11 protein-coding genes and 3 pseudogenes are annotated in these 21498 nt (G+C 72.7%); 8 read left to right on the top strand and 6 right to left on the bottom strand.

Translation table 11 applies throughout. The annotated features are described in order from the left end of the window. Window positions 1–60: 60 nt before the first annotated feature. The 5 genes from ACG83_RS29405 (at window position 61) to ACG83_RS29385 (ending at window position 10601) form a co-directional block, all read left to right on the top strand. Entirely contained in the window at window positions 61–258 is a 198-nt protein-coding gene (locus ACG83_RS29405; RefSeq protein WP_054569480.1) for a ferredoxin, read from the top strand. 385 nt (window positions 259–643) lie between these two features. Beyond that, window positions 644–910 (top strand): acyl carrier protein, encoded by a 267-nt coding sequence (locus tag ACG83_RS29400; RefSeq protein WP_054569479.1) that lies wholly within the window; start codon window positions 644–646, stop codon window positions 908–910. A 99-nt stretch (window positions 911–1009) separates the two neighbouring features. Further along, the gene (fabD, locus tag ACG83_RS29395) at window positions 1010–1870 is read left to right on the top strand and encodes an ACP S-malonyltransferase (RefSeq protein WP_054569478.1); all 861 of its coding nucleotides are present in this window, start codon (window positions 1010–1012) and stop codon (window positions 1868–1870) included. Window positions 1871–1931: 61 nt separating this feature from the next. Next, entirely contained in the window at window positions 1932–8663 is a 6732-nt protein-coding gene (locus ACG83_RS29390) for a type I polyketide synthase (protein ID WP_054569477.1), read from the top strand. A gap of 6 nt (window positions 8664–8669) precedes the next feature. Beyond that, window positions 8670–10601, top strand: a complete 1932-nt coding sequence (locus ACG83_RS29385; protein WP_054569476.1) for a polyketide synthase — start codon at window positions 8670–8672, stop codon at window positions 10599–10601. Window positions 10602–11161: 560 nt separating this feature from the next. On the opposite strand, the gene ACG83_RS29380 is transcribed toward ACG83_RS29385, so the two are convergent. Next, on the bottom strand, window positions 11162–12295 hold the full coding sequence (locus tag ACG83_RS29380; protein WP_054569475.1) for a helix-turn-helix transcriptional regulator: 1134 nt from the start codon (window positions 12293–12295) through the stop codon (window positions 11162–11164). Window positions 12296–12567: 272 nt separating this feature from the next. On the opposite strand from ACG83_RS29380, the gene ACG83_RS29375 reads away from it, so the two are divergent. The 3 genes and pseudogenes from ACG83_RS29375 to ACG83_RS48105 all read left to right on the top strand — a co-directional run bounded on the left by ACG83_RS29375 (window position 12568) and on the right by ACG83_RS48105 (window position 15513). Then, window positions 12568–13677 carry a trans-acting enoyl reductase family protein gene (locus tag ACG83_RS29375; RefSeq protein WP_054569474.1) on the top strand — a complete coding sequence of 370 codons (1110 nt, stop codon included), beginning with the start codon at window positions 12568–12570 and terminating at the stop codon, window positions 13675–13677. Window positions 13678–13916: 239 nt separating this feature from the next. Next, a pseudogene (locus ACG83_RS29365) lies at window positions 13917–15275 on the top strand (MFS transporter); the annotation flags it as partial. A gap of 4 nt (window positions 15276–15279) precedes the next feature. After that, complete coding sequence (locus tag ACG83_RS48105; RefSeq protein ID WP_369812931.1) at window positions 15280–15513, top strand: CoA transferase; 234 nt, start codon at window positions 15280–15282, stop codon at window positions 15511–15513. Between the two features lie 122 nt (window positions 15514–15635). On the opposite strand, the gene ACG83_RS29360 is transcribed toward ACG83_RS48105, so the two are convergent. From ACG83_RS29360 to ACG83_RS29345, 5 genes and pseudogenes are all read right to left on the bottom strand, one after another. Beyond that, window positions 15636–16409 (bottom strand): AfsR/SARP family transcriptional regulator, encoded by a 774-nt coding sequence (locus ACG83_RS29360; protein WP_054569471.1) that lies wholly within the window; start codon window positions 16407–16409, stop codon window positions 15636–15638. A 331-nt stretch (window positions 16410–16740) separates the two neighbouring features. Then, complete coding sequence (locus ACG83_RS29355) at window positions 16741–17514, bottom strand: IS5/IS1182 family transposase (protein ID WP_054564425.1); 774 nt, start codon at window positions 17512–17514, stop codon at window positions 16741–16743. A 317-nt stretch (window positions 17515–17831) separates the two neighbouring features. Then, window positions 17832–18038 (bottom strand): annotated as a pseudogene (locus ACG83_RS48100) (helix-turn-helix transcriptional regulator); the annotation flags it as partial. Window positions 18039–18935: 897 nt separating this feature from the next. After that, window positions 18936–19589 (bottom strand): annotated as a pseudogene (locus ACG83_RS48095) (ATP-binding protein); the annotation flags it as partial. Further along, on the bottom strand, window positions 19483–21498 hold the full coding sequence (locus ACG83_RS29345; RefSeq protein WP_235498265.1) for an ABC transporter ATP-binding protein: 2016 nt from the start codon (window positions 21496–21498) through the stop codon (window positions 19483–19485). The gene ACG83_RS29345 and the pseudogene ACG83_RS48095, both read right to left, overlap by 107 nt.

Below are 21498 nucleotides of genomic sequence, written 5' to 3'. Positions count from 1 at the left end.
GTAGGAGTGCGGCCGGCAGGAGCGGAGCCGGCAGGGGCGGAACGGGCGGGGGAGACGACGATGCGGGTCACCGTCGACCACGACCTGTGCGTCGGTGCCGGCCAGTGCGTGCGCGCGGCGCCCGAGGTGTTCGAGCAGCGCGACCCGGACGGCAAGTCGACGGTGCTGCAGCCGGTTCCCGACGCGCGGTACCAGGCGGCCGTGCGGGAGGCCGCCGCCCGGATGTGCCCGGCACGGGCGATAACCGTGGTGGGCTGACGCGCAAGGCCGCCTGGCGATCGACAAAAGGTGAGGATTCTGGTCGTGCGAGCAGCCAAAATCCTCAACCTTTGCCCGCCAGCAACGAAAACTCGAACCCTCGGCCCGAAGATCTGAGGGCTTTTGTCGTCCTGGCGACCAAAATCGTCATATTTTGCGCGGCAGCAACGGCAGCAACGGCAGCAACGGCGGCGGGAGCAACGGCGGCATCGGTGGCCGGACGCGTCGGGCGCCGTATAAGGAGGAGATTAGCGGTCGGTCGGACAATGAATTCATGGAACCTGGGCGGTACGTTCCCGGCGCCGGCATCCGGCCGGTGGGCGTACCGCCCGATCCGTGTACCCACAAGGTGGTCGGAAGGTCACCGGCCGGAGGGAGAAGCGCCGTGAGCCAGCAGGTCGAGGACATCGAGATCTTCATCATCGACATCGTGTCGCAGCGTCTCGAGGTTCCCGTCGAGGAAATCCCGTCCGACGCCGCCATCGGCAGTTTCGGCATCGATTCGTTCGGTGCTGTGGAGATCGCCGTCGCGCTGAAGAACACCTACGACGTGCTGTTCGTCGCCGGTGAGATCGGCGTCGACTTCACGATCGCCGACATCGCGGAACTGGCGGTGGAGAAGCTCGCGCAGCCGGTCGACGTCGGCGCCTGACGCACGTCCACGCCAGGCGGCCGAACGCCGCCCTGCGGCCGAACGATGCCCCGTGGCCGAACGAGTCACGGTCACCCGACAGACGAACGGGAGGCGACGATGAAGGTGATCGGATTCCCGGGGCAGGGTGCCCAGAAGGCGGGAATGGGCGCGGACCTCTTCGCCGACTTCGGGGAGCTGGTGGCCGCCGCCGACGCGGTGCTCGGGTACTCCGTCGCCGAGCTGTGCGTCGAGAACCCGGACGGCGCCCTGCTGCTCACCCAGTACGCGCAGCCGGCCCTGTACGTCGTCGAGGCGCTGGCCTATCTGCGGCACCGGCAGGCCGACCCGACGCCACCGGACTACCTGCTCGGCCACAGCATCGGCGAGTTCGCCGCCCTGTTCGCAGCCGGCGTCTTCGACTTCGTCACCGGGCTGCGGCTCGTCGCCCGCCGCGGCGAGCTGATGAGCCGGTGCACCGGGGGGACGATGGCCGCCGTCCTCGGCCTGGCCGCCGAGGAGATCGACGACCTGCTCACCCGCCCGAGCCTGGCGGAGCTGGACGTCGCGCTGTACAACGCCCCCGGGCAGATCGTGCTCGCCGGCCCGGAGGACGCCGTCGACAGGCTGCTTCGGGAAACCGCCGGCACCGCGGTCCGGGCCGTCCGGCTCAACGTGAGCGGCCCGTTCCACTCCCGTTACATGAAACCCGCCGCAGTCGAGTTCGAACGGTACGCGCGGGAATTCGACCTGGCGCCGCCGGAGATTCCGGTCATCGCGAACGTGACGGCCCGCCCGCACGTTCCCGGCGAGATCGCGCACACCCTCGCCCGGCAGATCTGTGAGCCCGTCCAGTGGGAGCGCAGCATTCGTCTGCTGCTGGCAGCCGGTGCGGTTGATCTGGTCGAGCTGGGCCCTGGAACAACGCTTGCGGGAATGGTCGCCAGGATCCGCGGGAAACGGCTGCGCGCCGCCGCGTGAACCGGACCGCCCGAACGAGGAACTCCACCGTTCGGGAACTCCTACCGTTTGGGAGATCGATGTGTTGCAGGAACCGTCCCGGCTCCTCGCGGTGGTGGGTGTGGCCGGCCGCTTTCCCGGCGCGCCTGACGTCGACAGCTTCTGGCGGCTGCTCGTCGACCGCGGTGACGCGATCCGTCCGGTGCCGGCCGACCGTTGGGACCGCACCGCCCAGCTGGACCCGGAGAAGGTGATCCAGGACGTCGGAGGTTTCCTCGACGACGTCGGCGACTTCGACGCGACGTTCTTCGGTATCTCGCCGAGGGAGGCCGTCGCGATCGACCCGCAGCACCGGCTGATGCTGGAGACGTCCTGGCGGGCGCTGGAGGACGCGGGGACCCGGGCCGCGAGCCTCGCCGGCACCCGCACCGGCGTGTACGTCGGCTCGTCCTGGCATGACTACGAGCTGCTGCGCAAGGACCGCGGCGCGGCCCCGACCCAGCACAGCGCGTTCGGGACGGCGATGGACATGGCCGCCACCCGGATCTCGTACTTCCTCGGGCTCACCGGGCCGTCGCTGGCGGTCGAGACGGGCTGCTCGTCGTCGCTGGTGGCGCTGCACCTGGCCGGCCAGGCACTGTTGGCCGGGGAGATCGACGCGGCGCTGGTCGGGGGCGTGAACCTGATCCTCTCCCCGGAGGGCTCGGTCGGCCTGACCCACTTCGGCGGCCTGTCGCCGACCGGGCGATGCCAGGCGTTCGCCGCCACCGCCGACGGTTTCGTCCGCGGCGAGGGCGTCGCGGCGGTGTATGTGAAGACCCTCGCCCGGGCACTCGCGGACGGCGACCGGATCCGCGGTGTCATCGCCCGCACCGCGGTGAACAACGACGGCGGCGGCGAAAGCCTGGTGACGCCGAACCCGGGCGGGCAGGAGGACCTGCTGCGCACCGTCTACGAGGACTCGGAGATCCCCCTCGACCAGGTCGCCTACGTCGAGGCGCACGGCACCGGAACAGGCCGCGGCGACCCCGTCGAGGCGGGTGCCATCGGGCGGGTGCTCGGCGCGCGGCGCTCCCCGGGCGCCGGCCCGCTGCCGATCGGCTCGGTCAAGACCAACATCGGCCATCTCGAGCCGGCGGCCGGCATGGCCGGGCTGGTCAAGGCGCTGCTCGCGCTGGAGCACCGGGTCGTCCCGCCGAGCCTGTTCGCCGACGACCCGCACCCCGATATCCCCTTCGACGAGCTGAACCTGCGCCTCACCGGCGAGCCGGTCGGGCTTCCCGCGGACGCCCCCGTCTTTCTCGGCGTGAACTCGTTCGGCTGGGGCGGCACGAACGCCCACGTGGTGCTCACCGACCCGCCTGCCGCGTCCCGCGTCCCGGCATCGCCTACGGCGCAGCCGCCCGTGGCGCAGTCTGCCGTGGCGCCGTCTGCCGTGGCGCAGTCGCTCGTCGAGCAGCCGCCCGCGTCCCAGCCGCCCGTGTTGCTGGCGCTGTCGGCGCAGACCGACGGGGCGCTCACCGCCCGGGCCCACGACGTCCGCGCCACGCTGGCACCCGCCCCGGCCGACGGCGGTGACGCGGTGCCGCCGGTGTCGGCGTCGGCGCCGACGGAGCTCCCGGCGCTGGCGGGGACGCTGGCCTGGCGGCGCGACCAGTTCACGTCGCGGCTGGCGGTCCTCGCCACCACCGCGTCCGGCGCCGCCGCGGCCCTGGACCGGTTCACCGCCGGCGACACCTCCGACGGCCCGGACCTGCTCGTCGGCAAGGCGCGGGCCGCGGGCCGGACCGCGTTCGTGTTCCCCGGGCAGGGCTCCCAGTGGGCGGCCATGGGCCGGGACCTGCTCGCCACCGACCCGACGTTCGCCGCGACCATCGACCGGTGCGCCGCGGCGCTGCGCCCGCACGTCGACTGGAACCTGCGGGAGCTGCTCGCCGGAGCCGCCGGCGACGAGTGGCTGGCCCGGGTCGACCAGGTCCAGCCGGCGCTGTGGGCGGTGTCGGTCGCCCTCGCCGAGGTCTGGCGTGCGGCCGGCGTCGAACCCGACGTCGTCATCGGTCACAGCCAGGGCGAGGTCGGCGCGGCCACCGTCGCCGGGATTCTCAGCTACGACGACGCCGCGCTGATCGTCGCCCGCCGCGCCGTGATCGTGCGGCGCGCCTCGGGCCGCGGCCACATGCTCGCCGTCGACCTGGACGTCGACGGGGCGCGGGCGGCTCTGGAGGGTTTCGAGGAGGTCGTCTCACTCGCCGTCAACAACGGGCCGCGCTCGTGCGTCCTGTCCGGTGACGGCGAGTCCGTGCTCGCGCTGAAGGAACTGCTGGAGGCCGACGGCACGTTCTGCCGCCTGGTCAACGTCGACTACGCCTCGCACAGCCCGCAGATGGACGAGCTGCGCGAGGACCTGCTCGCCGCGCTCGCGCCGGTGCGCCCCCGCGCCGGCGACATCCCGCTGAAGTCGACGGTCCGGGGCACCCTGCTGACCGGCCGCGAGCTGGACGCCGTCTACTGGGCCGACAACCTGCGCCAGCCGGTGATGTTCGCCGACGCGCTGGCGGACCTGTTCGACGAGGGCGTCACCCACGTCGTCGAGATCAGCCCGCATCCGGTGCTCGCACCGGCCGTCGAGGAGCTGGCGGGCGCGCGGGAGGACCCGCCGCGGGTGGTGACGACGCTGCGCCGCGACGAGGGCACGGCCGCCGACCTCGCGCACGCGTTCGGCCGTGCCTACATCGCCGGCCTGGAGCCGTTCGGGCGCCTGCCGCGTGACGCGTGGGCAACCGTCCCCGGCTACCCGTGGCAGCGCCGCACGTACTGGGTCGAGGCCGGCCGCGGCGGGCCGCGGCGCGCCGGCGCGCTCGACGTCGCCCTCACCCCGTCCGTCACCGAGAGTGATGTCTGGACGGGTGTGCTGGAGCTGGCCCGCGACGACACCCCCTGGTTCGTCGACCACCGGGTGTTCGACGCGGTCGTCCTGCCCGGTGTGGGCATGCTGGCGCTCGCGCTGGCCACCGCCCGGGCCCGGACCGGCGCGGTGCCGGGCGCACTGACCGACGTCGAGTTCCGCAGCGATCTGACGTTCGGTGACGACCCGCTGCGCGTCAGCGTGCTGTGGCGGGACGACGTCAGCGGCGGCGGCAGCTTCGTCCTGTCGTCGCTGCCCGCGGGCGCCACCGACTGGACGACGCATGCCACCGCCCGGGTGCACCACGGCGCCGCCGCACCGGTCAGCGTCCCGTCCAACGGCATCCCGTCCAACGGCGTCCCGTCCAACGGCGGTCCGGCGCTGGGCGATCCGGCGTCCCACGGCGCCCCGCTGTTCCCCGGGCATCTGCTGGCCGGCGAAACCAGTGACCCGGAGGAGTTCTACGCGGCGTGCGCCGCCCGCGGCCTGAACTACGGCCCGTCGTTCCGCGGCCTGCGCCGGCTGTTCCAGGCCGGCCCCGGGACGGACGACGCGGACGGCACGGACGGCACGGACGGCACGGACGGCGCCACCGGTGCCGAGGCGCTCGGTGAGGTGGTGCTGCCCGAACGGTGCCGGGCCGGCGCACGTCCCGACGAGCTGCATCCGGCGTTGTGGGACGCCGCGCTGCAGGTCGCCCTGGCCCTGACCGGAGGTGACGGAGCCGTGGTGCCGCGTTCGGTCGACCGGGTGCGGGTGGTGGGATCGCTCACCGAGCCACCGACCGCGGTGTGGTCGCACGCGGTGCGCCGCGACTCGACCACCCTGGACTTCCACGTCTTCGACGCCGACCGGCGCCTGCTGCTGACGATGGAGGGCCTGCGCATGGAGGCCCTCCCCGACGCCCCCGGCGAGGCGGGCGCGGGGGAGTGGCGTGACTACCGCCTTGAGTTCACCGAACAGCCCCCGGCCGCCGACGCGGCGGAGCCGACGGACACGGCCGGTGGGGGCGCGGCCGGTGCGGGCGCGGGCGTTGCGGGCGTGGCCGGAACCTGGGCGGTCGTCGCCGGACCGGGCCTCGGTGACACGGCCCGGGAACTGGCCGAGGCCCTCACCGCCCACGGCGTCGCCCCGGCCCAGCACGACCTCGCCGACCCGGCGGCGCCGTGGGGCGGTGCACCGACGCATGTCGTCGTGCTCGCCCCCGCGGCCGACGCCGGTCTCGCCGCGCAGCGCCGCGGGCTGCTCGAGCTGGCCGCGCTCGTTTCCGCCGCCGTGGAGCAGCCGACCACCCCGCGGTTCGTGATCGTCACCACGGCCGCCCAGGCGCTCGACGGGTCCGCCGCCGACGGGTCCGCTGCCGCCGACGGGTCCGCTGCCGCCGACCCCGCCGCCCCTGACCCTGGCGCCGCGCTGTACTGGGGCTTCGGCCGGGTGCTCGGCCGCGAGCACCCGGAGCTGCGTCCCGTGCTGCTCGACGTCACGCAGGGGGCACGCGGCCGGGTGGCCGACATCGTGACGGGGCTGTCGGCGCTGCTGTCCGCCCCGGGCGAGGACACCGACCAGGTCGTCGTCCGCGACGGCCGTCGCCACGTCGGCCGGATCGTCGCCGCCACCGTCGCCGCCGGGGATGCCGGCGAGCCGCCGGCCGGGGTGACCCCGTGGCGGCGCGCCGAGCAGGCCGTGCGGCTGAGCCCGGATCGTCCCGGCAGCTGGGACGGGCTGACGCTGCGTCCGCTGGTCCGCCGCCCCCCGGGGCCCGGTGAGGTCGAGCTGGTCGTCACCGCGTCCGCGCTGAACTTCCTCGACGTGATGAAGACGATGGGCACCTACCCCGACCCGCGCGGCGCCGGGCTGCTCGGCACCGAATGCGCCGGCATCGTGACGGCCGTCGGCGACGGGGTCGCCGCTCCGGCGATCGGCGACCGGGTGGTCGCCTGCGCGATGCCGGCGCTGGCGTCGCACCTGACCGTGCGTGCCGACCACACCCGCCCGATCCCCGACTGGCTGGCCGACGTCGACGCCGCCGGGCTGCCGATGGTCACCGCGACGGCCTGGTACGGCCTGAACGACCTGGCCGGCCTCGCCCCGGGCGAGACGGTCCTGATCCACTCGGCGGCGGGCGGCCTGGGCCTGGCCGCCGTCGGGGTGGCCCGCCACCTGGGCGCCACCGTGATCGCGACGGCGGGCACCGCCGAGAAGCGCCGCCACCTGGCCGACCTCGGGATCGAGCACGTCTTCGACTCCCGCGATCTCGGCTGGGCCGAGCAGGCGCGGGCGGTGACCGGCGGGCGTGGCGTCGACGTGGTGCTCAACTCGCTGACCGGCGCCGCGATCGGGCTCGGCCTGGATCTGCTCGCCGAGGGCGGCCGGTTCGTCGAGGTCGGCAAGAAGGACATCTACGGTGGGCGCACCATCAGCCTCAGCGCCTTCCAGAAGGGCATCGGCCTGTACTCGGTCGACCTGAGCGCGCTGATGACCCGCCACCCGGTGCGCTTCGCGCGGCTGCTGAGCGACGTCTGGGACCGGGTCGAGGCCCGCGACCTGCCACCGCTGCCGGTGATCACCCGTCCGTTCGCCGAGGTGGCGGAGGCGCTGCGGGACATGTCCCACGGCAGCCACATCGGCAAGTTCGTGGTGCGGATCGACCCGGCCGACCTGCCGCCTGCCGCGCCGGAGCCGATGCCGCAGGGCCGGTTCCGCGCCGACGCGACCTATCTGATCAGCGGCGGGCTCGGGGCGCTCGGCCTCTCCCTCGCCGAGTTCCTGGCCGACCACGGTGCCCGCAGCCTGGTGCTGCTGGGCCGCCGCGCGCCGGACGCAGCCGCGACCGCCCGCCTCGACGCCCTGCGGGGCCGGGGCGTGCGGGTGGAGACCCGCCAGGTCGACGTCGCCGACGGCGCCGCGCTCAACGCGGCGCTCACCGAGCTGCGTGCCGCGCTCCCGCCGCTGCGCGGTGTGGTGCACGCCGCCGGCCTGCTCGACGACGCGACGATCCTGACCCTGCGGCCCGAGCAGGCCGAGCGGGTGCTGGCCCCGAAGGTCGACGGTGCCCGCAACCTCGACGCCGCTACCGACCCCGACCCGCTCGACTTCTTCGTCCTGTTCTCGTCCGCGGCGGCGCTGATCGGCAACGCCGGCCAGGCCGCCTACGCGGCCGGCAACGCCTACCTCGACGCGCTCGCCGTCGCCCGCCGCCGCCGCGGCCGGCCGGGGCTGAGCGTGCAGTGGGGGCCGTTCGCCGAGATCGGGCTGGCGGCGAGTGAGGACAACCGGGGCGCCCGCCTCGCCGACCGCGGGATGGGCAGCTTCACCGCCGAGGAGGCGTGGCAGGCACTCGCCGGCTACCTCGGCGCCGGTGGTCCGGACACCGCGGGCCAGGGTGCCGCGGGCCAGGACACTGCAGGCCAGGAGACCGCAGGCCAGGAGACCGTGGGCCGGCGCATCGCAGGCCGGGGTGCCGACGGGCAGGTCGTCGCCTACCTGCGCCTCGACCTGCGGCAGTGGTTCGACTCCTACCCGGACACCGCCGCGCTGGAGAGCTGGAGCGTGCTGCGCCGGGCCTCGCGCGACGGCACCCCGGTGGGTGAGCAGGGCAACGAGTTCCTCGCCCGGCTGCGCACCAGCGACGGCGACGACCGCCGTGAGCTGCTCGAGGGCAAGGTGCGCGAGCTGGCCAGCCGGGTGCTGCGCCTGGACCCGACCGCGATCGAGCGGGACCTGCCGTTCATATCGCTCGGCCTCGACTCGCTGATGGGCCTGGAGTTCCGCAACCGCCTGGAGTCGGCGTTCGGCCTGAAGCTGTCGCCGACCCTGCTGTGGACGTACGGAACGATGCGCGCCCTGTCCGGCGCCCTGACGGAGCGACTGTTCGAGGCCGCGGCCCCCGCCGCCACCCAGGAGGACTGAGAACGCATGGCTCACGACGACAGTCCCACGCTCGTCCCGGCCGCTGCTCCGCCGCCCGGCGCCCCGGCCCCCGCACCGGCTTCCCGTACCGCGCTCGCGCGGGCGCTCGACACGATCCGCTCACTGCGGGCCCAGCTCGACGCGCAACGCGCCGACCAGCCGCTCGCCGTCGTCGGCGTCGGCCTGCGCCTGCCCGGTGGCATCGACGACCTCGACGGCTACTGGACGGCGCTCGCCGCCGGCCGTGACCTGGTCACCCCGCTCAGCCAGGAGCGGATGGGCCCGTTCGCCGACCAGTGGGCGGGCCTGCACCGCAAGGGCGGGTTCCTCGACGAGGTGATGGACTTCGACGCCGGTTTCTTCGGTATCGGCGGCCGCGAGGCACGGCGGCTCGACCCGCAGCACCGGCTGCTGCTCGAGGCTGCCTGGGAGGCCCTCGAGGACGCCGCGCTGCCCCCGGAGCGCCTGACCGAGACCCGCACCGGATTCTTCGTCGGCATCACCAACCAGGACTACGACGACTGGCGGCCCGCCGACGTCGACGCGGTCTGGGGCATCGGCAACGCGATCTGCTACTCCGCCGGGCGGATCGCGTTCACCCTGGGGCTGACCGGCCCGGCGATGGCGGTGGACACGTCCTGCTCGTCGTCGCTGGTCGCCGTCCATCTCGCGCGGCAGGCGCTGCTGCGGGGCGAGTGCGAGGTCGCGCTCGCCGCCGGTGTCAACCTCATCGTGTCTCCGGCGTCGACCAGGCTGATCTCCCAGTCGGGCCTGCTCGCCCCGGACGGGCTGTGCAAGCCGTTCGACGCCCGCGCGAACGGCTTCACCCGCTCCGAAGGCTGCGGGATCGTCGTGCTCAAGCGCCTCGCGGACGCCCGGCGGGACAACGACCGCATCCACGCGGTGATCGCCGGCTCGGCGCTCAACCAGGACGGCAGGTCCGCCAGCATCACCGCGCCCAACGTGCGGTCCCAGATCGACGTCATCGCCGCGGCGCTGGCCGACGCGGGCCTGACCGCCGCGGACATCGGGCACCTGGAGGCGCATGGCACCGGGACCGCCCTGGGCGACCCGATCGAGATGGACGCGATCGCGACCGTCCTCGGCCGTCCGCGCGGCGGGCGCCGGCTGACGGTCGGATCGGTGAAGTCGAACCTGGGCCACCTGGAGTCCGCGGCGGGCATGGCCGGCCTGCTCAAGGCGATCCTGTGCGTGCAGCGCCGGGCCGTGCCTCCGCTGGTGCACTTCCGGACCCTGAACCCGCGCCTCGACCTCGCCGGTACCGGAATCGCCATCCCCACCGAGGTCGAGGCCTGGTCACCGGACGACGGCCGCTACGCCGGCGTCAGCTCCTTCGGCATGAGCGGTACCAACGCCCACGTCATCGTCGGCCCGGCGGACGTCGGCACCGCGGTGGACATCGGCGCGGTGGACATCGGCGCCGCAGCGGGCAGCGGTGCGGCGGTGGGTGCCGGCGCCGCCGTGGGCACCGGTGGTGCGGTGGGCACCGGCGCCGCGGTGGGCAGCGGTGATGTGGTGGGTGCCGCGGCCGGTGGCGGGAGGGCGGTTCCGGTGGCCGGTTTCGAGGTGACGGCACGAACCCCGGACGCGCTGCGGGTCCTCGCGGCGCGCTACCGGGACCGGCTGGCCACCCTCCCGGACGACGCCTACCCGGCGTTCGCCTACACGGCGACCGCGGGCCGGGCGCGCCACCCCGTCCGCGCCCGGGTGCTCGCCGCCAGCCGGCCGCAGGCCCTCGCGGCCCTCGACGCGCTCGCCGCGGGCACTCCCGTGGAGCCCGGTGAAGGCGAGCTGACGGACCTGCCCCGTGCCGTCGTCGACCTGCCGCACTATCCATGGGAGCGGCGCCGCTACGCGATCGTCCCGGCTGGCAGCGCGGAGACCCCCGCAGCCACCCTTCGCCTCACCGCCGTCTGATCCGCAGCGCTAGTCCAAGGGCGATGAGCGAAGAGCCCGTCGCAGAATCCTGAGAAGCGGCGGATCCGGGCTGCCTGTATGGGCTTGGCGGAGCCGTGCTGATGGGGGGTGAATCCCGCCCGTCCGGCCATCCATCGAGGATCCCGCACTGCCGTGCGGCGGGGTCATCTCACCCCTTTCGCGGCAAAAGGGGTGCCCGATTCACCTGGCGGCCCGCAAGAAAGAAGGGTTTTGGTCGTTGGAACGACCGAAATCGTTCACTCTTGCGACTTGCAAAACCGGGCTGCCGGGCTACCGAGCTTCCTGTCTACCGAGCACTCGGAGGTCCGGCTGTGTTCGTGGGGTACGAGCCTCCCGGACCACCGGCTGGGAGATCTTGACTGATGCCGATCTGTGGCAGGATCTCCGGCAGTCGAATCCTCGGCTCTTGCTTAATGGCAATGTACCCGGGGAACGCAGTCTCACTGATGGCTCCGCACTGAGGAGCAGAACGCCGACGGTCCTCGCAGCGTCCAGTCTTCTGGGGTTGCGAGGACCGTGGCGTTTCCGGGCGCGGTGCGTCAGCCGGCGAGGCCGAGGTCGCCCAGGCCGCCGGGGACGTCGACCGGGGGGCCGGTGACCTCGGCGCCGAGCACCGCGGTCAGCTCGGCGCGGGTCGCCACGTTCACCTTCGCGAAGATCGCCTTGGTGTGGTCGCGCACGGTGTGCTGGGAGATCCCGAGCCTGCGGGCGATCCGGTCGGTGCCGTGCCCGGCGACGAGCAGCTCGGCCAGCTGGCGTTCGCGCGCGGTGAGGCCGTAGAGGGCCAGCATCACCGGCAGCAGGTCGGCGCGGCTCGCGGGCTCCAGCACGACGGCGGTGCGTGACGTGCCGCCGCCCCCGTGCGCCGGTGCGGAGACCAGCACCTCGCCCTGCACCAGCAGCCAGCCGCCGCCGGGCAGCGACATCCGCAGCCGGGCCGGTCGGGGCGGGCCGCCCGCTACGGCGTTCGCCTGGGCCTGCACGGCCACCATCGTGACCGACACCGGCAGCTCGGGCGGCTCGGCCGGGCTGATCCGCCGCAACCAGCGGTCCGCCTCCGCGGTGGAGGCCTCGAGGTGGCCCGCCGCGTCCAGTATCAGCGTGCCGGAGCCCGCCAGCGGGGTGCGTGGCGCCGCGGTGCGGGCCAGGCCGGACCGCAGGCCGTGGCCCAGATGGCGGGCGATCGAGGCGACGTAGCGGACCTCGGCGGCGGTGAAGTCGGGCTCGTCGTCGGCGCGCCGCAGACAGCCGATGCCCCAGGTGGCGCTGCCGTCCCGGGCGAGCAGCCGCAGCTCGTCGCGCAGCCCCAGCGGCTCGTGGACGGACCGGTGCCGGGTGGCGCGGTCCAGGTCGCCGCCGGTGGAGGCGGCGAGGGACACCGCGCAACGCCCGGATCGGTCGAGGTCGAGGAACCCGTTGACGCCGGTGCCCGCCAGCTCGTCGTGCAGGTCGTCGGCGCGCAGGCAGACCTTGGGACCGACGGCGTGCAGCCGTGTCGGCAGCAGCGTCTCGGGGTCGGTCGTCATCCACGAGCCGGCGTCGTACGGAACCACTCGGCGGACGCGCTCGGCGACCTCGGCGACGAGGTCTTCCGGGGTGATGCGCTGCTCGCACAGGTCCGCGATCCCCTCGCGAACGGCGCTGGCGCGGATTCCGAGGGCAGGTTTCGCCACGCCCGCGAGCTTACCCGACCTTGCCGATCGAAAAAATCCCCAAACTTGGGGGGGTGCGCGAAGCCCCTAGTTGCGGGATGGGCGTGCCGGCTGATCCCCGCAAGTATGACGGGTACTGAATGAGCCTTTCCCGTCGGCGACGCGGACTCTCGGCGACCTGGACTCTCGGTGACCTGGACTCGCGGCGACGTGGACTCTCGGCGACGTGGACTCGCGGTGTCCCGGACCGTGCCCGTGAGATGGAGAAGGCTCCATAGAGGAGGGGATTCCGCATGGCGATCACCGTTTACGGCGCGAGTGGATACACCGGACGGCTGGTGGCCGCCGAGCTTCGGCGCCGCGGATTTTCCGTCGTTCTGGCCGGCCGGGACGGTGACCGGCTGCGGGCGTTGGCGACGGAGCTGGCCGACACCGAGCCGGGTGACTCCGTCGACGGCCGGAAGGTCGAGATAGCGACCCGCCAGGTCGGTGTGGAAGACCCGGCAGCCCTGGCGGACGCGTTCCGCGGCAGCGATGTCGTCGTCAACGTGGCGGGCCCGTTCGCGCTGGTGGGTGAACCGGTGGTCCGGGCCGCCATCGAGGCGGGTGTGCACTATCTCGACACGACCGCCGAGCAGCTGTTCGTGAAGAAGGTCTTCGACGAGTTCTCCGGTCCCGCGCAGAACGCCGGGGTGGCCGTCGTCCCGTCCGTCGGTTTCGACATCGTACCCGGCGATCTGCTGGCGAACGTGGTCGGCTCCCGGGTCGAGCAGGCGACCGATCTCCTCGTGGCCTACGACGTGCACGACTGGGACATGAGCAGGGGAACCGTCCGGTCGGCCTTCGGTGCGCTGACCAGCGGCACCTTCGTCTACAGCGACGGCGGATGGCGGCCCGGCGACGGCACGACGCCGTACGAGGCGGTGACGTTCCCGGGGAACGTGGAGCCGACGCCGGTCATCAGCTGGGCGGGCCCGGAAGTCATCACCGTTCCCCGGCACGTGCCGACCGACCGGCTGTCGGTCGTCATCAACGCCAGCATCGTCACGCCGGAGTTCGCGCAGCTGCTCCAGCTGCCCGCCGAGACCGTCGCGACCATCATCGACAACCTTGCCGAGGGCCCGGACGACACCCGCCGCGCTGCGGCCAGGTTCACCATCGTCGCGGAGGCCACCGGTGCCGACGGGCGCCGTGCCCGCGGTGTCCTGCATGCCAGCGACATCTACGGGTCGACCGCGGTGATCGTGGCGGAGGCTGTCCGTCGGCTGCTCGCCCAGCCGCCCCGCGCCGGTGTGCTCAGCCCCGCCCAGGCGTTCGACGCCGCGAGCTTCCTCGACTTCCTCGTTCCGCATGGCTACTCCTGGGACGTCCAGACGCCGGCGGACGCGCCCGCCGCGCAGTAGGCGGCATCGGCCGCGGATCCGGGTGGGGAAGAACGACCGCCGCCCGGATCCGCGGCCCCGAAGCCGAGCCTTTTCCGTCGTCGACTCGAACCTGCGGTGTCCCTGACCATGCGCCGTGAGATGGAAAAGGCTCATTGAGCCTTTTCCATCTCACGTCTGCCGGGTGCTGTCACGGCGGCTCGGACACGTCGACGGAAAAGGCTGGTCGGTCACAGTCGCTCGAAAGGAATTCGCAACCCATGACGGAAAAGCAGGAGTCCGGGGCGGCGGTGCGAGCCGTCGACGGGCCGGCGCGCGAGCCGGCCGCCGGGAGCTCCGCACCCCCGAGGCCGGCGCCATCACATTCGGTGCACACGAATTCGACGTCCTCGAACTCGACGTCCTCGAACCCGGCGTCGTTCGTCTGGACGTCCGTGCACACGATCGCGTTGACGCTGTTGTGCGTCGCGGCAATGCTCGAAACCCTAGACATCACGATCGTGAACGTCGCGCTGCCCAGCATTCAGGACGACCTCGGCTTCTCCCAGGGCGACCTGCCGTGGGTGGTGAACGCCTACACGGTGGCGTTCGGTGGTTTCCTGCTGCTCGGCGGCCGGACCGGTGACGTGTTCGGTCAGCGGAGGATATTCGTCGGGGGAATCGCCCTGTTCCTGGTCGCCTCGCTCGCCGCGGGCCTGTCGCAGGACGCGGGCAGCCTCGTCGCCACCCGGGCGCTGCAGGGCCTGGCCGGAGCGTTCAGCATCCCGATGACGCTGGCGATGATCGCGTCGATCTTCCCGGCGGGCCCGGCCCGCAACAAGGCGCTGGCGGTCTGGGGTACCGCCGCCGGCGTGAGCAGCGCCCTGGGTGTGGTGCTGGGCGGCGTGCTCGTCAACGGGCCCGGCTGGCGGTGGATCTTCCTGTTGAACGTCCCGATCTGCGCGCTCATCCTGGCCGGTGCCAGCCGGTACCTGCCCGCGGACCGCACGACCCGGGCGCACCGCTTCGACGTCGTCGGCGCGCTGGTCTCCACCGGCGGCACCGCGCTGCTGATCTACGCGGTGCTGCAGGCCAGCGAGCACGAATGGGGGTCCGGGCGGACGCTCGGCCTGCTCGCCGGCGCCGTCGTGCTCCTCGCCTACTTCGTCGTCCACGAGCTGTTCGTCGCGGCCGAGCCGCTGATGACGTTCTCGCTGTTCCGTAACCGTTCGGTGTCCGGCGCGAACGCGGTCCAGGCGCTCGTCGCGGTCGCGCTGTGGGCGATGCTGTTCTTCGTCACTCTGTACGCGCAGGAGGTACTGCACTACTCCCCGCTGAAGACCGGCCTGGCCTACCTGCCGCTCGCCGTGACCCTGCTGGTCGCCGCGCCGGTCGGCCCACTGCTCGTGCCGAAGATCGGCATCCGCGCCGTCGTCGCCATCGGCTGCGCGATCGTCGCCGGCGGTCTGCTGTTGTTCACCGGGATCTCGCCGGACGGCGGTCTGGGCACGAACATCATCCTGCCGTCGGTGGTGGTCAGCCTCGGGTTCGCGATCCTTTTCGTCCCGATCAACATCGCGGCGGTGACGGGCGTGCCGGCGGAGAGCACGGGCATCGCCGCGGCGCTGCTCAACGTCAGCCGCTATGTCGGGGGATCGCTCGGCTTCGCGGTCATCGCGACGCTCGCCGAGAGCCGGACGGCCGACGCGGCCCGCGCCGGCGGCCGCGCTCACCGAGGGGTTCAAGCTCGGCTTCGTCATCACCGCGGTGACCATGGTCGTCGGGGTGCTGGCCGCGCTGTTGCTCTTCCGGGAGGACGGCCGAGGCGAGAAGGTGGACCTCGCCGCGGTGCAGTCCGCCGCGATCGAGGGCGGCTGACCGCCCCCCGGGGCTGACGCCCCGGGGCGGGCCGGGCCACGGACAGCCCCTCCAGATGGGGCAGGGCAGGTTCGTGGTCGGCCCGACCCGGGGGCGGGACCCGGGGGCGGGAGCGAGAGCGGTCAGCCGGCGAGCCGGACGAGGCCCATGCGCCGGTCGCCGACCAGAATCGCCCGCTGTGTGTCCTGCAGCGAGCGGCACGGCTCGAGGCCCAGCTCGTCGCGCAGCCGGGTGCGGGCCGTCCGGTAGACGTCGAGTGCGTCGGCGACCCGCTCGGCCCGGTACAGCGCGACCATCAGATGGCGGTAGAACGGTTCGTGCAGCGGGTGTTCGGTGATGAGCGAGTACAGCCTGGGCACGAGCCGGCGGTGGCGGCCGAGTTCGAGCTCCGCCTCCAGGTTCGCCTCCAGGCAGCCCAGCCGCTGTTCGGCGAGCCAGGTGTCGTACCAGACGATCATCGGGCTGGCGGGCGGCCGGCCGAGCAGCTGGCCCCGCCACAGCCCGAGCGCACGGTCGAAGCAGGCCACGGCCTCCGCGTACTTCTTCAGCCGCACGTGCTCGTGTCCGCGCGCGGCCAGGTCCAGGAAGTCGTGGGCGTCGAGGGTGTCGTCGCCCAGGTCCAGCAGGTAGCCCGGGGAGCGGGTCACGATCGGGCTGTCCGTCCGGTCCGGCCGGGCCAGGAACTTGCGCAGGTTCGACACCATCACGTGGATTCCGGCATTCGCGCTCCGCGGTGCGGCCGCACCCCAGATCTCGCTGATGAGCTGGTCGGCCGACACCACTTCGTTCGGGCGGACCAGGAGGGTGGCGAGCAGGGTCTCCATCTTGGGGGCGCTGATGAAGCAGGTGCCATCCTCCTTCGTCACCCGAAGAGGCCCGAGGATTTCGTATCTCATCGTTGTCCCATCGTGTCTCGTGGGGCGGTGTCTGCGGGCACGACTCGGTGTCCGGGCTCGCATGACGGCTCGGCGGATGAAGTAGGACGCTGGTTTTTCTGGGGAATTCTCCGGGTGTTCGGGTCCGGGGAGCCGGAGGAACCCGGGATCCGGGGCGCGTCGAACTGCGGCGCGTCGCTCCGTCAATAATCACCGGAGAATTGCTTCCGAGGTACCCCTGAAACCCCCCTAGGTGACCCCTGTGCGGCTATTTCTGCGATAGTGTTACGCGAAAATGTCCGAACTCTTTCCGGCTCGCGGTGATCTTTGAGCCTTTTCAAAGTCGATTTTCCTAAAGGCCCTCACTGGAGAGGACGAGGACGGCCTGGGCGAAGATGCCGACGCGGCGTGGGCAGCCGCGGAAACGGTCGAATATGTGCCAGTTCTTGAGGACCGCGAATCCTCGTTCGCCTTGCGAGCGGGTGGTGGCGTGGGTCCAGTTGGTCTCTTTGTCGCGGTCGGGGAGTTCCCTGTTCTTGGGTTTCTTGACCGGGACGAGGAGGCGGTCACCCTCGCCGCCGACGTAGCCCTTGTCCGCGTAGAGGTAGAGCCCCGAGCGGTCGATCAGATGGAGGACGTCGTGCATCCGGGCCGCGGTGAGGTCGTGGACGGAGCCGGGAAGTCCTTCGGAGATCCAGAGCAGCCGACCGTAGGGGTCGGTGAGGCCCTGCAGGTTGATGCCGTGGTACTTGTGCTTGCCCGAGTAGTACAGCTTGTTGTGCGCACGGACACGGTTGGTACGCACGACGGTGCCGTCGAGGATGAGGAAGTTGCTCTGGGTCCACGCGAAGGTCCAGACCGCGGCGAGCAGGGTCCGGCCGTGGGTGGCGAGCAGGCCGACGGCCTCGCGGATGTAGTTGTGGACGGTGCCGACGCTGACCTGGAAGCCCTCGGCGAGGTGCTCGTAGCGTTCACCCTTGCGGAGGTGGGCGAGCACCAGGAGTGCCTGCTCGCGTGGGGGCAGCTTGCGCCAGGTCCGGCGCTGGGCGCGGTCCTCGGCCAGCAGTCCCGTGAGGAAGGTCAGGGTCGACTCGGGCAGGTCGACGACACCGGGGTAGGTTAGCAACGGAAGTCCTCGGTCAAGGGCACAGTGGAGTAGGAACCCTGTGATCTACCGGGGACTTCTCTATTTACGGCATCCCTCCGCCCGCCGCCCGACCAACTATTGCCGTCGCCAGATGATGGAACGGCCCGAGCCGGTTCCCGTTCAATTCGTCAATTGGTGACCCTTAACCGCCGGGAGAATCAGACAAACCAAGATTGAAAAGGCTCTTTGATGTCGCAGGTTCGCGTCGACGACGGAAATGCTCTTGGGTGGTGACCGATGTCACGTGGTGTCGGCCGCGGTTGGATTGCGTATCGCGGAATATCGACGGTCACCGGCTAGTCGAGATCTTCGCGGGCGAACTGCATGAAAGTGGACCGCAGGTCGGCGCGGCCTTTCGCGCCGAGTTTGCGGTAAACCCGGGTCAGATGCTGCTCGACGGTACTCGCGGTGATGTGCAGGATTCTGGCGATCTCCCGGTTGGTACCGCCCAGCGCTGCCTGCACCGCGACCTGGTGCTCGGCCGCGGTGAGTGGGTCGACCTCCGCGCTGGGAGAGGAGATCCGCAGCCGCAGCAGTGCGACCGTCGCCCGCTGCATGTCGTCGGAACAGACCAGGCGGGCCAGCCGCAGGCACTCGGTGGCGAAGAGCCGATCGTGGTCGAGGGTCTCCTCGACCGCCCGACACAGCACGGCGAACGCCCATGGCCCGGGCGGGCGGTGCGCGGCGACCAGATGCGCGGCGACGGTGTGCGCAGCTGCGCCGTCGACCTGCAGCAGGCGGGCCGCCTGCTGGTACAGATGCGACCGTTCGCCCGGGGACATCTCGGCGAGCACCGCGGCCCGGGCGGCCGGGTGGCGGAACCGGCCGGTGCCCAGCGGACCGGCGCGCTCGAGCAGGCCGGCGCGTTCCAGCAGGTCCAGGGCCCGCTCGACCGTCGGCTCGTCCGCGTCGACGAGCTGGCGTAGCGAGGCGGACGAGCCGGACTCGGCGAGGATCGCCAGCCCGCGCGCGACCTGGAGCAGGTCGGGCCCGCCGCGGTGAAGGCAGGTCAGGTATGCCTGGCCGAAGGCCGTGCCGGCGACGGGTTCGGCTGGCTCCGCGGGTTCGGCGGGTTCTCCCGGTGCGGCGGGTCCGGCCGGACCGGTGGGTTCGGCGAGTCCGGCGAGTCCGGCGGGTTGCCTGGCCACGGCGGCGGCGTCCTCGGTCAGGGCCCGCAGCAGCAGCGGGTTCCCACCGCTCACGTGGTGCCAGCGGGTGGTCGTGACCGTGCCGACGGGCAGTCGGAGCCGGGTGTCGAGCAGCTCGGCCACCCCCCGCGGCGACAGCGGGGAGACCTGGATCCGGTGACAGTGGGGCTGGCGCAAAAGATCGGTGTGCCAGGAGGCTCGCGAAGCATCCGTCCCGACATGTCCGATGTTCTCGCTCACGACGATCAGAACCCGTGACGCCCGCACCCGGCCGCCGAAGTACGCCAGGCAGCGCAACGACTCCACGTCGGCGAAATGCAGGTCGTCGACACCGATGACGACCGGGACCCGGCGCGCGAGTGTGTCGATCGCCGACCACAGGTCGTGCACGGCGCTGGTCGACAGCTGGTCGGTGGGAGTCGTACCGGTGTCGGTGGGGGCTGCGGAGGCAGCCTCGGCGTCGGTGACCCGAGGCCAGGCGAGATCGTCCTCGGGGCCGAACTGTGGCGGTGTGCGGAACAACTGGCGCACGAGGGCCAGCGGTTCGTCGCGTTCCGCGGGGGTGGCGAGCGCGGTCAGAACCACCGCACCCGTCGCCGCCGCATCGTCGACCAGGGCGTTCAACAGCTCGGTCTTGCCGGTCGAAACCGCCCCGCTGAGCACCACGACGCTGCCGTCCCCGAGCCTGCCGCGGGCCAGCAGCCGGGTGAACACCGAGATCTCCGCGGCCCGTTCGACCAGGCCGTGGGGACGCCGCGCCGCCTTCCCACCTGTGGGTCCCGCTCCGGCCGCCAACGCGCTAGCGGGCCATCGCCCGTATGGCGGACTCGGCGGGCCGGGGGACCGCGGCGAGCAGCTCCCGGGTGTACGGGTGCGCCGGCTGTGCGAAGACCTGCCGGAGCTCACCGGACTCGACGATCCCGCCGTGGCGCATCACCAGGAGCCGGTCGCCGACCTGGTGGATCACCGCCAGGTCATGGGAGATGAACAGCATCGCCACCCCGAGGTCACGTTGCAGGTCGGCGAGCAGGTCGAGGATCTGGGCCTGGATCGACACGTCCAGGGCGGACACCGGCTCGTCACAGACGAGCAGCGCCGGCTCCGGAGCCAGCGCCCGCGCGATCGCCACCCGCTGGCGCTGTCCGCCGGAGAGGTCCCGCGGCCGCCGTCCCAGCAGGTTCGCGCCGAGGCCCACGTGGTCGAGCAGGACGGCGACCCGGTCACGCCGTGCCTGCCGCCCGCCCCGGCGGGGGCTGCCCGCCACCGCCTCCCCGATGATCCGCTCGACGGTGTACCGGGGATCGAAGGAGCTCAGTGGATCCTGCTGGACGGCCTGTACACGGCGGCGATGCGGCCGGCGGTCGCGCTCGAGCACCCCGTCCCCGTTCCACGGGGCACCGGCGAAGCGGACCGTGCCGGCGTCCGGTGTGAGCAGGCCCAGCACGATGCGGGCCACCGTCGTCTTCCCCGACCCGGACTCGCCGACGACGCCGAGCGTCTCGCCGGCGCGCAGCTGGAACGACACGTCGTCGACGGCGTGCTGCCAGGCCCCGCCGGGCCCGCGGAACCGCTTGGAGAGCCCGTCGACGTCGAGGAGAACCTCGCCGCGGGCGACTTCTGTGGGCATGCCCGCGGCGGGCACGCTCCCGGTTGGCATGTGTGCGAGCGGTGGTGGTTCGGCGACGGCCAGGACGGCCGGGCCGACGGGTTCGGCAGATCCGGCAGATCCGGCCGACCCGAACGGGCCCGACGGGTCGGCCGGGTGGGACGGACGGAACGGGTCAGATCGGGCCGATGGGCCGGGGGTCGGCGCGGGGTGCCAGCACAGGACGCTGTGCCCGGGGTCGGCCTCGGCCGGGGGCGGGAGCTCCGTCCGGCAGCGTTCGTCCGCCAGCCGGCAGCGGGCCGCGTACGGGCAGCCGTCCGGGCCGGCCCCGGGCTGGCGGGGCACCGGGACCGCCAGCCGGCTCCGCCTGGTGTGCAGGTCCCTGGTGTGGAACGTGGGGACGGCCGCGAGCAGCGCCCGGGTGTAGGGATGCCGCGGGTCGCGCAGCACCTGTTCCGCTGGTCCGCCCTCGACGATCAGCCCCCCGTACATGACGGCGATCCGGTCGGCGATGCCGGCCACGACGGCGAGGTCGTGACTGATCAGCAGGAGTGCCAGGCCCTCCTGCCGGAGCCGTCGCAGCAGATCGAGCACCTGGGCCTGCACGGTCACGTCCAGGGCGGTGGTCGGTTCGTCGGCGAGCAGCAGCCGCGGTCCGGCCGCGACCGCGGACGCGATCAGCGCCCGCTGCCGCAGCCCGCCGGAGAGCTGGTGGGGGTACTGGCGGGCGCGCCGGGCCGGATCCGGCACGCCGACGTCGGCCAGCGTGTCCCTGACCCGGCCGGCGACCTCGCCCCGAGCGGCGAGCCGGTGGACGCGCAACGGCTCGGCGACCTCCGCGCCCACCGTCCGCAGCGGGTCCAGGGACACCAGCGCGTCCTGCAGCACCAGCCCGATGTGCCGTCCGCGCACCGCCCGCCAGCGTGCCTCGGTGAGCGCGGTCAGGTCGGTGCCGTCGAAGGACAGCCGGCGGGCGCGCACCGTCGAACGCCCACCGGTCAGACCGATCAGTGTGCGGGCGGTGACGCTCTTCCCGGACCCGGACTCGCCCACGATCGCCAGGCACTCGCCGCGGTCGAGGGTGAACGACACGTCGCGCACCGCGTGCACCCGCTCGCCACCCACCTGGAACGTCACGTCGAGCCCGTCGACGACGAGCAGCGGCCCGTCCTCCGGCCCGCCGGCCGGCCCGCCCGCAACCGCGCTCAC

Origin of the sequence: Frankia sp. R43 (genome assembly GCF_001306465.1) — a bacterium.
Classification (GTDB): domain Bacteria; phylum Actinomycetota; class Actinomycetes; order Frankiales; family Frankiaceae; genus Parafrankia; species Parafrankia irregularis.
Note: the sequence above shows the minus strand (reverse complement) of the source record. Positions and strands in the feature narration are given on the sequence as shown.